At 58.4% G+C, this 12,012-nt stretch carries 11 protein-coding genes; 2 read left to right on the top strand and 9 right to left on the bottom strand.

The genetic code is table 11. From position 1 onward, the window contains the following. Positions 1-39: 39 nt before the first annotated feature. Entirely contained in the window at positions 40-558 is a 519-nt protein-coding gene (locus ACVKSX_RS06965; RefSeq protein ID WP_010254281.1) for a GNAT family N-acetyltransferase, read from the bottom strand. After that, the gene (locus ACVKSX_RS06970) at positions 555-1,118 is read right to left on the bottom strand and encodes a helix-turn-helix domain-containing protein (RefSeq protein ID WP_010254278.1); all 564 of its coding nucleotides are present in this window, start codon (positions 1,116-1,118) and stop codon (positions 555-557) included. The genes ACVKSX_RS06965 and ACVKSX_RS06970 overlap by 4 nt, the downstream gene beginning before the upstream one ends. Positions 1,119-1,267: 149 nt before the next feature. On the opposite strand from ACVKSX_RS06970, the gene ACVKSX_RS06975 reads away from it, so the two are divergent. Continuing rightward, a complete protein-coding gene (locus tag ACVKSX_RS06975; protein ID WP_010254274.1) occupies positions 1,268-2,002 on the top strand; it encodes a MerR family transcriptional regulator in 735 nt (244 codons plus the stop codon). 175 nt (positions 2,003-2,177) lie between these two features. Here the strand turns inward: ACVKSX_RS06975 and ACVKSX_RS06980 are convergent, their stop codons facing one another. The 4 genes from ACVKSX_RS06980 to osmF are packed head-to-tail and all read right to left on the bottom strand — an operon-like array spanning position 2,178 to position 5,927. Continuing rightward, positions 2,178-2,909: an ABC transporter permease gene (locus tag ACVKSX_RS06980; protein ID WP_010669716.1), complete on the bottom strand. Its 732-nt coding sequence runs from the start codon at positions 2,907-2,909 to the stop codon at positions 2,178-2,180. Next, entirely contained in the window at positions 2,897-3,844 is a 948-nt protein-coding gene (locus tag ACVKSX_RS06985; protein ID WP_010254263.1) for an ABC transporter ATP-binding protein, read from the bottom strand. Before ACVKSX_RS06985 ends, ACVKSX_RS06980 begins: the two co-directional genes overlap by 13 nt. Continuing rightward, entirely contained in the window at positions 3,837-5,012 is a 1,176-nt protein-coding gene (locus tag ACVKSX_RS06990; protein WP_191917189.1) for an ABC transporter permease, read from the bottom strand. Before ACVKSX_RS06990 ends, ACVKSX_RS06985 begins: the two co-directional genes overlap by 8 nt. 3 nt (positions 5,013-5,015) lie before the next feature. Continuing rightward, complete coding sequence (osmF, locus tag ACVKSX_RS06995) at positions 5,016-5,927, bottom strand: glycine betaine ABC transporter substrate-binding protein OsmF (RefSeq protein WP_022625994.1); 912 nt, start codon at positions 5,925-5,927, stop codon at positions 5,016-5,018. A gap of 306 nt (positions 5,928-6,233) precedes the next feature. Here osmF and ACVKSX_RS07000 point away from each other — a divergent pair, with 306 nt between their 5' ends. Then, a complete protein-coding gene (locus tag ACVKSX_RS07000; protein WP_132498877.1) occupies positions 6,234-7,709 on the top strand; it encodes an MFS transporter in 1,476 nt (491 codons plus the stop codon). 124 nt (positions 7,710-7,833) lie between these two features. Here the strand turns inward: ACVKSX_RS07000 and idi are convergent, their stop codons facing one another. From idi to ACVKSX_RS07015, 3 genes are all read right to left on the bottom strand, one after another. Beyond that, positions 7,834-8,376, bottom strand: coding sequence for an isopentenyl-diphosphate Delta-isomerase (gene idi / locus ACVKSX_RS07005; protein WP_050679469.1), 543 nt, complete (start codon positions 8,374-8,376; stop codon positions 7,834-7,836). A gap of 146 nt (positions 8,377-8,522) precedes the next feature. Next, entirely contained in the window at positions 8,523-10,418 is a 1,896-nt protein-coding gene (locus tag ACVKSX_RS07010; RefSeq protein WP_033779530.1) for a methyl-accepting chemotaxis protein, read from the bottom strand. Positions 10,419-10,609: 191 nt separating this feature from the next. Next, positions 10,610-11,719, bottom strand: coding sequence for a suppressor of fused domain protein (locus ACVKSX_RS07015; RefSeq protein ID WP_033766757.1), 1,110 nt, complete (start codon positions 11,717-11,719; stop codon positions 10,610-10,612). Positions 11,720-12,012: the final 293 nt, after the last annotated feature.

The raw sequence follows: 12,012 nt of genomic DNA on the forward strand, positions 1-12,012 counted from the left end.
CGGCACGAAGAAAGGCCAGCCGCATGAGCTAGCGGCTGGCTACGCCAGCACTTTGTACATATAGGTGGTGGCATCCAGCACGCCTGCGGTGGATTCGGCATAAAACGGGATCGACCCCGCTACCTGCCAGCCCAGCGAGCGATAGAGATCGCTGGCGACATCGCCGCTGCGCGTATCCAGCACCAGCAGCGTTTTGCCCTGCGCACGGGCCTGCTGCTCAGCGCGCTGCATCAGCTCACGCGCGATGCCCTGACGGCGCGCCTGCGGATGCACCAGCAGTTTGCTGATCTCCGCCCGGTGTCGGCCATTAGGCATCGCGCTGCCACTGAGAATGACCGTGCCCACGATGCGACCGTGCTGCCGCGCAACGAATAGTTCGCTGTCGCCGTCTGCCAGACCGGCGATCCGCTGCTGCCAGAATCGCGTTATCACCTCTTCGTCTTCAGCATCAATAAAACCGACGCTGGCGCCGTCTGCCACACAGGCCTGCAGCACCGCCGTGAGTTCATCCAATTGCGGTTGCGCTTCGTCGGCGCGAAGTATTGTGTAATCGATCATGGTTTCGCCACCACCAGTAAATAGCGCGCGCCGTCAGTCAGGTGCGCCTCAAAAGCCGATTTCCCGACCAGATGAAAACGTAAGCAATCACCGGGCTTCAGCGCCCACTGCTGCGCCCCCATCGTGACGATGAGGCCGCCCTCGCGTAGCCAGATATGCTGCTCCAGACCCTGAATGGGTGGCGCATCGTAATCTATACGTGCACCAGGCCGTAATTTGCCCTCAATCAGTTCGCATCGGAAATGAAGCGCAGGGGGTGAGACATTCCGGCGAATAAATCCGCTGGATTCATCCTGCCACACGGGCTGCTGGTCATCTCTGATCAGCAAACTGGACTCCTCCTCCACTTCACTGAGCAGGCGCGACATCGTTAATCCGTAGGCAACACACAGACGGTTAAGCAGCGCAGCAGTAGGGCTGGTCTCGCTTCGCTCAATGCGCGATAATGACGCACGACTGATGCCCGTTGCGACAGCAAGTTCATCCAGCGACCAGCCGCGTTGCAGGCGTAATTCTGCCAGCCTCACCGCCAGTCGTTGCTCCGTATTCAGCTCTGACATGGTGATTTCTCATATTTGGGAAAAATTCTCTTTTATGAGATATAACGGAGAAACGGCGTATCAGTCAAGTTGTACATCGAGAAATGTATTGTACAACTTAGTCGGCTTCGTTATGGTAATTGCACTCAGACCAATCGAAAGAGGAATTTATGACCTTATACAGTATCGGTGACGTCGCCGAGCGCTGTGGCATAAACCCAGTCACCCTGCGCGCCTGGCAGCGTCGTTATGGCTTACTGAAGCCGCAACGTACCGAAGGCGGACATCGTCAGTTTGACGAAGAGGATGTTCATCGCATCGAAGAGATCATGCGCTGGATTGAAAGCGGCGTGCCGGTCGGTAAAGTTAAGGCACTGCTGGAAGGTGGCGATGTTGATGCCCATGACGGCTGGACCACACTCCAGGATGAGCTGATCAGCGTCCTGCGTCACGTCAGACCCGCTAAACTTCGTAATAAAATTGCCGCGATTGGTCGCGAACATCCGATTGATGCGCTGATCGATCATGTTTTTATGCCGGTGCGCCAGAAGCTGAGTCTGGATCAGAACACCGCCCGCACCATGTGCAGTCTGCTGGATGGTTTGCTGATCGATTATGTCGCGTTCTGCCTGACCGGCAGCCGCAAAAAATCGGGTAAAGATGCGCTGATTATTGGCTGGGGTATCGACGATCGTACCCGCATCTGGCTGGAAGGCTGGCGTCTGTCGCAGCATGGCTGGCGGATTGATGTGCTGGCAGAACCGCTGGATTTACCGCGTCCTGAACTCTTTCCCGGCATGAATATGTTTGTCTTTACCGGTAAAAAACTGACCCGCCGCCAGCAGGAACAGCTGTCACACTGGCAGGAACAGGGCTATGCCGTGCGGTTGCACGATCCCGCCTGATAACAAAAACGCACGCCGGGCACTTTGCCTGCTGCCTTGCGCGCGCTATTATCCCCGCCTCACTGTTAACGAGCTCAGGTTTTACCCATGAACTGTAAAAAAGCTTTCTTCGCCACGCTGTTTTTTATTATGGCGGCAGGCGGCACCGGCGGACTGATGCTGGTGGGATACTCTCTCATCGTTCACTCACGCTAAGCCAGCGCTGCAGGCGTTCAAACAGGCGATCGCTGACTATCGCCAGCAGCGCCACCAGTAATGCCCCCTGAATGACATAGGCTGTATTAAAGCCGCTTAAGCCGATAATCACCGGCGATCCCAGACTTTTCGCGCCGACCGTCGAGGCGATGGCAGCGGTGCCGATGTTGATGATCACCGAGGTGCGTATCCCGGCGATGATGACCGGCGCAGCCAGCGCCAGCTCAATCTGCCACAGCCGTTGCCAGCTACTCATGCCGACCCCGATGGCGATCTCCCGACTGCTGGCCGGTACGCTATCAATACCCGCCAGCGTCCCCTGTAAAATCGGCAGCAATCCGTAGAGCAGCAGCGCCACGACTGCGGGCCAGGCCCCAAATCCCATCACCGGCACCGCAATCGCCAGCACCGCCACAGGCGGAATCGTCTGCCCTGCCGCCACAATGGTTTCCATCAGCGGCCGGAAGGCCCGCCCCGCCCGCCGCGTCACCAGCACACCACTGCCAATGCCAATCACAATCGCCAGCAGGCTGGCGGTGATCACCAGAAACAGATGCGCCAGCGTCAGCTGCCAGAAGCTCTCCTGCTGATAGAGAGGCCGCGCCAGTTCGGGAAACCAGCGGTGAAACAGCGGCCCGCTGTAAGGCATCAGGGTCAGCAGCGCGCCGTAGAACAGCACCAGCCACAGCAGCGGATCCCTTAGCCTGCGCATGTTAAATCCTCGCGCAGTTGCAGCAGATCGCCAAAGTGGAGCACGCCCAGCGGCCGCTGCTGATCGTCAATGACCGGCAGTTTATCGGTACGCCGGGCGATAAACTGCGACAGGGCATCGCGCAGCGTCAGTGCCGCAGCTATCGGTTCGCCCGGCAGCCACTCGCCGCGCCGCACGGCATTACCGACCTGCTCCAGCGACAGCAGCCGTACTCCCATTTCGCTGCGGCCAAAGAAGTCGCGCACAAAATCATTTTTCGGCTGGGTCAGCAGCTCCACCGGCCTGCCCTGCTGAACAATCTCGCCGTTATCCATCAGCACAATACGGTCTGCCAGCGTCAGCGCTTCGTCGATGTCATGCGTCACCAGCACGATGGTGCGGCCCGACAGTTGATGAATGCGCAACATCTCCTGTTGCAGCACCCCGCGCGTCACCGGATCGAGTGCACCAAACGGCTCATCCATCAGTAACACTTCCGGATCCGCCGCCAGCGCCCGCGCCACGCCGATGCGCTGCTGCTGCCCACCCGAGAGCTGATGCGGATAGCGGTCCAGCAGCTGCGCATCGAGATTCAGCAGCGCCAGCAGCGCCGTGATACGTTCATTGACCTGTGCCCGGGGCCAGCCCAGCAGCACTGGCACCGTGGCGATATTCTTCCGCACCGTCCAGTGCGGGAACAGGCCAATCGACTGGATCGCGTAGCCCATGCGCCGCCGCAGCGTGCGGGCATCGAGCTGACGAATCGACTCTCCGGCAAAGCGGATTTCACCACTGTCAAACTCCACCAGCCGGTTGATCATCTTCAGGGTGGTCGATTTGCCCGAACCGGAGGTGCCAAGCAGCACGCAAAATTCCCCTTTCGCCACCTGTAACGACAGATCTTTCACCGCCGCTTTACCGTTAAACGCGCGGGAAACGCCGTCAAACTCAATCATCTTTTCTCTCCAGCAGTGAGATCAGCAGGCGGAACAGCGCATCGATGACCACCGCCAGCGCAATCACCGGGATCACACCCAGCAACACCAAATCAAGCGCACTGCTTAGCAGTCCCTGGAAAATAATCGCGCCAAAGCCGCCCGCGCCAATCAGCGCCGCAACCACCGCCATGCCCAGCGTCTGCACCACCACTACCCGCAGGCCCGCCAGCCAGACCGGCAGCGCCAGCGGCACATCCACCGCAATAAACTGCTGCCAGCCACTCATGCCGACGCCACGTGCACTCTCACGCACCTCGTGCGGCACCTGTTGCAGCCCCACCACCACGCTGCGCACCAGCGGCAACAGGGCGTAAAGCACCAGCGCGATCAGCGCCGGAGCCATCCCAATGCCGCTGATGCCCCAGTCGCCGAGCCACGGAAACTGCTGAGCCAGTCCGGCCAGCGGCGCAATTAGCAGACCAAACAGCGCCACCGAGGGAACAGTCTGAATCACATTCAGCACGCCGAACACCCCACCCTGCCAGCCAGGCCGCCGGAACAGCGTGACGCCCAGCGGCAGCGCAATCATCAGCGCAGGCAGCACCGTTCCCGCCAGCAGGGTGAGATGACGGCTCAGCGCGGCATCAAACACCGCGTGGCGGTTGGCATACTCTTTCAGCAGGGAGAGATCGCTGAGCTGGCCACTGAACAGCAGCAGCAGCGGCAACAGCCAGACCTGCAGATTGAGCAGCAGCTGTGCCAGCCGATGGCGGGTCAGTTGCCGCACCTGATCGGTGATCAGCAGCAGAATCAGCGCGCCGCTGCACCACAATCCGCTGGCAAAGCTGGTGCGCGCCAGTCGGCTGCCCTGCTGGCTGAGTAAAGTGGCCTGATGACCGCTGAGCCAGATAATCGCCGCCAGCATCAGTTCTGCCGCCAGCAGCGCCAGCATCAGCGTGATGCGGGTCGGATGCCGCCACAGCAGCAGCCACAGCGTCACCAGCGGCAGCAGCAACAGCCCGAAGCGGCTAATCTGCCAGCCCATCAGCGGTTCACCCGCCACCAGGCGGTTCGGGGCGAAGTTCAGAAACGGCAATGCCACCAGCGCCAGAGTCAGCAGCGTCAGCAGCAGCAGTGCCACCGGCTGCTCAACCGGACGGCGTATCGCTTCCCGCGATATCTGCATCGGTTACAGCAGCTTTTTCTGCTGCAGCCATTCGGTCGCTACGCTGCTGGCATCCTGACCGTCGACCGCGATTCTGGCGTTGAGCTGTTGCAGCGTCTTCTCGTCAAGCGCGCTGAACACCGGCTTCAGCCACTCTGCAATCTGTGGATAGGCTTTGAGTACCGATTCACGGATCACTGGCGTCGGCGCATAAATCGGCTGAACCCCTTTAGGATCGCTGAGCGTCTGCAGACCTAATGCCGCTACCGGACCGTCGGTGCCGTACGCCATCGCCGCGTTTACGCCGGAAGTCTGCTGTGCCGCTGCGCTGATGGTAACAGCGGTATCGCCGCCAGCCAGTGACAGCAGCTGGTCCTGCTTGAGATCAAAGCCATAGGCTTTTTCAAAGGCGGGTAAGGCATCGCTGCGTTCAATAAATTCTGCTGAGGCCGCCAGTTTGAAGGTGCCGCCTTTTTTCAGCCAGGCGCTGAGGTCCGCCAGAGAGTTGAGCTGATTTTTTTCAGCCAGATCTTTTCGCACAGCGATGGTCCAGGTGTTATTAGCCGGAGCGGGCGTCAGCCAGACCAGATGGTTTTTCTCCGCATCCAGCTTCTTCACTTTCTCGTAGCCTTCGGTGGCATTTTTCCAGGCGCTGTCTTTCTCATCATTGAAGAAAAATGCACCGTTGCCGGTATATTCCGGATAGATATCAAGTTCGCCCGCCGTGATGGCACCGCGCACCACCTGCGTGGTGCCGAGCTGAATTTTATTGACGGTTTTTACCCCATGCTTTTCCAGCACCTGAAGAATCACATTGCCCAGCAGCGATCCTTCGGTATCAATTTTTGAGCCGACCCGCACCGGGTCCGCCGCCTGTGCTATCCCCATGCTGAGCAGCAAAGCGCTGACGCCCATCCAACCCCGAATTCTGACCATGGCTTTTTCCTTATCGCAGTGTGTTGTTTTTACGTTTTGTTCGTGCGTGATGATTAACAAGGCGTTGTGCGCCTGCGCGTTCAGGCTGCCCTCCTGCCACTCTGCGGGAGGCTGGCAAGGCGTGCAGCGGAAATTATCTGCCCTAATAGCGTAGCCTGGCGCAGCGGCGATGCAGCTGACTTTATCGCAAATTGATAACGATTTGAGATTATAAATTCATCTCATATAACCTAAATGAATTTACGTCTGGGCGTCTAAACGGCTATTCTCCGAAATCTGTTTTTATAATAAAAGACGCACAACATCATGTCCGACCTGACCTCTTCCGCCCACGTGGCAACAGCAGGGAGTTCGCCCGGTGGCGAAACACAGTGGATCCGCAGCGCAGCTGACGTCTCCCGATTAGTGAACAGTGGCGACAGCGCCCGTAATAATGCCCGCATTGTGGTGGCGATTGCGCTGGGGGGCGTCTTCCTTGACGCCTACGACCTGGGTGCGCTGGCCTTTGGCATCAAAGACATCACGCGCGAATTTAATCTCACCCCGACCGGCACCGGCATGGTCGCCTCGGCAATCACCTTCGGGGCCATTATCGGCGCACTGATCGGCGGCTATCTCACGGATAAAATTGGCCGTTATCGGGTGTTTATGGCCGATATGTTCTTTTTCGTGGTGGCGGCTATCGCCTGTGCGTTTGCCCCCAATGAGTATGTGCTGGCCGGCGCGCGTTTTGTGATGGGCCTGGGAGTCGGAATCGATCTGCCGGTGGCGATGGCGTTTCTGGCGGAGTTTTCCAGACTGCGTGGCAAGGGAAATAAAGCGGCTAGCGTGGCGATGTGGTGCCCAACCTGGTATGCGGCAATCAGTATCTCTTATCTGCTGGTGCTGCTGCTCTATGCCGTGTTACCCGAAAGCCACACCGACTGGCTCTGGCGTCTAATCCTTGGTTTTGGTGCCGTTCCGGCGATTATCATCATCGCCATCCGTAGCCGTTACATGAGCGAATCCCCGGTTTGGGCGGCGAATCAGGGCGACCTGAAAGGTGCCGCGGCGATTTTACGCAGTGCGTGGAGTATTAATGCCCAGGTGGCGCCCGACGTCGCGCTGACGCCTGCTACGCCGGTGCGCAAGGCGAGCTGGCGTAACTATGGTGCGTTGTTACAGGGCGTTTATCGCCGCCGTACATTGCTGGCGACCATCACTTCCATTGCCTCATCTTTTGCTTATAACGCGGTGGCGTTTGGCTTGCCGGTGATCATCTCCAGCTTCTTTGCCCAGTCAATGCTTACCACCATTCTGGTGTCGCTGGCGCTGAATCTGCTGTTTGCCTTTGTCGGCGGGATACTGGCAGTGCGGCTGGTGCCGCGCCTCGGGGCGTGGAAGATGTCGGTGGCGGGTTATGCCTGTCAGTGCGTGGCGCTGCTCGGGCTGGCGCTGATTGGTCGTCCGGAAGGCGGTCAGGAAGCCGCGCTGGCGATCGGCATGCTGGCGCTATTCCTGTTTGGACAGGGATTCGGGCCGGGTTCGCATACCATGACTTTTGCGTCGCTGAGCTATCCGACGTCGCTGCGCGGCGTGGGTGTCGGCTTTAACCAGACGCTGATGCGCGGCAGCTCTACCGTTTCGCTGTTTCTGTTTCCGGTGCTGGTCGCGGCGCTGGGCACCGGCGTGTTCTGGGTGATCTTCCTGGCACCACTGGCGGGCCTGCTGGCGCTGCTGGCGATCCGCTGGGAACCGTCGGGTTATGATGTGGATGCGGAAGATTTCGAGCTGCAGCGATAATCAATGGTCAGGACGTGGATAGCGCGCCGGCTCAGGGAGCAAACGGGCTTATAACCCTGGCGCATTGTTTACCCCGGCCCGACTTCTCCGGCCAGCATTGAAACCGCACCTTAGTGCGGTTTTTTTATGCGGTGACTTCCGGGAAAGGAAACTGCTCCAGATAGTCCGGGATGCGCGGGAAGGTATGCAAAAACCACGGTGTGAACTGCTGTGGCTGCTGCTGCATCTGCTGCTCAATCAGCGCCATCGGGCGATAATCCCAGGCATCCGCTTCCTGCGGATTCAGCTGCGGCAGGCTGTCGCAGACGGCAAAGAAGACGTGACCATACTCATGTTCAGTCAGGCCATTGCTCAGTTTCAGGTTGTAGCTCAGCTCAAACACCGGCGTCAGCGTCACCACCATCCCCATCTCTTCACGCAGGCGGCGCTCGGCGGCGTCGCGGGTTGATTCATGGGGATAAGGATGACCACAGCAGGTATTACTCCACAAGCCACCACAATGATATTTATCGCTGGCACGCCGTTGTAGCAACAGCTCCTGCCGGGAATTGAAGACGTAGACCGTCACCGCGCGGTGCAGTAATCCTTTTTCATGCACTTCCAGCTTTTCCATCTTGCCGGTGGGACGATCGAGGTGGTCAACGAGGATAACTTCAATAGCAGACATGGCGTTTCCTTGAGATTATTCCCAACTATTCTGGCACAGAATTATCGGTTTGGGCGGATCATCGAGGATTTTTTACCCGGGTCAGGCGGAGATAAGCGGATGAAGCAGGGAGAAAATCAGGCCAGCAAGGCTGGCCTGGAGAGGGATTACAGTCGGAAGCTCTGAACCACCCGCTCAAGCTGGGTGCTCTGCGATTCCATCGCCTGCGCGGCAGCAGAAACCTGCTCCACCAGCACGGCGTTCTGCTGTGTGGTGCCATCCAACTGGGTAATCGCAACGTTAACCTGTTCGATGCCCAGGCTCTGTTCGCGGCTGGCTGACATGATTTCACTCATCAGCGTTGTCACACTGCTCACGCCCTTCATCAGCTCATCCATGGTCTGACCCGCCTGCTCGACCAGCGCGCTGCCGGTATCGATGTTCGCCACCGACTCTTCGATTAACTTTTTAATCTCACGCGCCGAGTTGGCTGAACGCTGTGCCAGGTTGCGCACTTCTGATGCCACCACCGCAAAACCGCGACCCTGTTCACCGGCCCGTGCGGCTTCTACTGCGGCGTTCAGCGCCAGGATATTGGTCTGGAATGCGATGCTGTCGATCACGCTGATGATATCGACCACTTTACGGGATGAGTGATGAATCTCGCCCATGGTGGTCACCACCTGACGGACCACTTCGGTGCCACGTGCGGCCACCTGCGAGGCATCGCCTGCCAGCTGGTTAGCGTGGGTGGCGTTATCGGCGTTCTGACGCACGGTGCCGGTCAGTTGCTCCATCGACGCGGCCGTTTCTACAATCGAACTGGCCTGATCTTCGGTACGGGAGGAGAGATTAGCGTTGCCGCTGGCAATTTCCCGCGACGCGGCGGTGATCGCCAGCGCGCTGTCGCCCACCTGCTGGAGCAGCCCCTGCAGATAGCTGATGAACTGGTTAAAGCTCTGCGCGACGGCGTTGAACTCCGGGCTGTTGCTGGCTGGCAGACGCTGAGTCAGATCGGCACCACCGGTCGACAGTGCTTCGATATTGCTGTTCAGCACGTTAAGACGTTTCATCATGGCGCGGACAAAGCCCAGCGACACCAGCAGCAGGATCACCGCCAGAGGGATCTGCACCAGACCCAGGCGGGTCAGCATGTTATGCGACTGCGCTTTCAGCAGGCTGGTTGGCAGGCTGCTGGCGAGATACCACGGGCTGCCTGGAATGGCCTGCACGAACAGCGTCTGCTCGCCTTCACTGCTGTCATAGGTGGTTTCCAGCGGCTGATTGCCAACACCGTTAAGCAGCGTTTTCAGCGGTGCTGCCATCGGCATCTGCACGTCAGCCAGGTTCTCCAGCTTCGGTGCGGCATTCACCAGTGCACCATTGCCCACGACTTTACCATCGGCTTCGACGATCAGGACGTTGCCCTGAATGGTTTCACCCATCTGCTTCGCCAGCTGGTTAAAGAACCCCAGCGTCACGTCGATGGTGGCGACACCCCAGGCCGTGCCGTTCTTGTAGATGGCCATAGCGCAGTTGGTGCGCGGCTGCGGGCTGGCGGCATCCTGATAGGCTTTTGCCCAGGCACACTGGCCTTTAGGAGCAGCCATGCCATCTTTGTACCAGGGTTGCTCCCAGTATTTGTCAGCCGCGTCGGAGTTCCAGTAGGTGTTCACCTGCAAGTCATTGCTGGCATTACGGGCAAAGAAGCTGCTGTCCTTCTCTTTGGCCGGGTCACGACGATTTGGCAGTGGCCAGATCCCGCCACCAAACACATTGCTGTCCTGATACTGGTTAACCAGCGTCGGTAACAGGGTGTCGATGGTGGCGCTGTCCATGACGGATGCGGCTTCGGTAATGGCGCGCTGCTGGGCCTGAACGCGGTTCATCTGTTCAACGATACCGGAAGCCAGCGAATCCACCTGATAGCGAACCAGACGGCTTTCGCTATCGACCAGCTGTGGCGCGACAAACTGATTAATAACCCAGACTGTAACGAGTAAAAGCGCAACAAAGAACGCGATCATTGTTGCGGTGAAGCGGGATTGTGTTGTTTTAAACATCTTCGTTCCCCTGAACCTGGTGCGGCGCGATTGCCTGATCGGGTTTAACGGCGCGGCAAGCGGGAACTTGAGATGAGCAGGATCACATATTTGAGAAATGTTTGATTTTTGTAAAAATTTAATTTCACATAGAAACTATCACATCCCCGGCGGGCGCCGGGGAATGGGCGAACAGGCGCATTATTGCTGGCCTACTCTTCTGAACTGACGACCTGCTGGCGCGGGCGGAAGATGTGATTATTGCCATCCGCCGTTAACAATTCACGTAACTTCTGACCACCATGTTCATCCGCCTGCGCGAACTGCCGTTCCGTTTCAGTAATCGGCGTAGTCCAGAGCAGAGTCGGGCGATCGCCGTCGCGTTTTGGCAGCGAGAACTGCGCCTGTTCGGTTGCCAGCTCATTGGCCAGCAGGAAGCTTTCAAAGCCAACGGGTGCCACTTCCGACGCCAGCGTATGGCCCTCACCCAGCCAGGTCAGTCGCGCCCACGGCAGATGCACGAATTCCGCCAGCGCGCTGGCCATCTGCACCGCGTTGCCTTCGGTCATGACTTCACCGTCAACCGCCATGCCGAGTTCAATGCGGCGATACTGCGGTGCCAGTTCATCAAACAGATAATCGACCTGCGGCATCGGCCGGATGCTCATGCCGATGGTCAGGAAATACCAGACGCCCTGATGCCAGTGCTGGGAGATTGCCATCGGCGGCCAGCTGCCCTGATCGATAGCGTAATACTTCACTGACTCGCCAAAGCGCGCCTGATAGCAGGCCATCAGATCGTTCTGCACCTTATCCCACTCGCTGCCGTCGTGCCATTCGCGCCAGAACTGACGCTGATGCTCTGCACGGGCGTAGTAGTCATTGGTTGATGCCGATCCCAGCGGTGCCGTCAGCCGGTTCTTTTTGATGCAGCCCGCGGAGAAGCTCACCTGCTTCTCCTGATAGAGGCTCCAGCCGGGGATCACCGCCAGCAGCTGGCCGTAATACCACAGCGCCGCGCCATCATCGCTCGGCTCCCACAGCACCTGCAGACCCGCCGGATCCAGCGCGGGTTCCGCTTCCAGATTACGGCAATACTCGGCGCTGAGCAGCGGCGCAATGCCCTGCTCCATCGCCTCGCGATCTTCCTGCGCCGGTGCCGGCAGCAGGTTTCGTAGCCAGCAGCCGCGTACCGCATACTGGCTGCGGAACAGGTCGGTTGGCCAGATGTAAAAATAGGCAGTGCGCTCATCCTGTTCGACAATAGCGGTCAGGGTGCGCTGCTGATTGTGGACTTCAGCAATCAGGGATTTGTACGTCATAGTGCCTCGACAAAGCCTGGAGGAATCCATTTTCCCCGAGAATAGAGCAGGATCCTGGCTGCGGCTATCTGAGACAAGGGTAATAGTCTCAAAGTGTGGGAGTTGGAGGTGTGGTGAGGGTTTTTGGTGAAGTGCTGCGCTTTGGAAGAGTGGCCGTTGTTAGTATCAGAGACCACTATGAGCGAGGAGCGTAAGTTCGGAATAAATACTCATATTGAGGACACTCAGGAGAAGTGGGCAAGCCATTCCAGAATCGTATGTTTAATTCAGCATAACGGTGTTTATTAAATATC

It is taken from the genome of Pantoea sp. PvP021 (assembly GCF_054056055.1).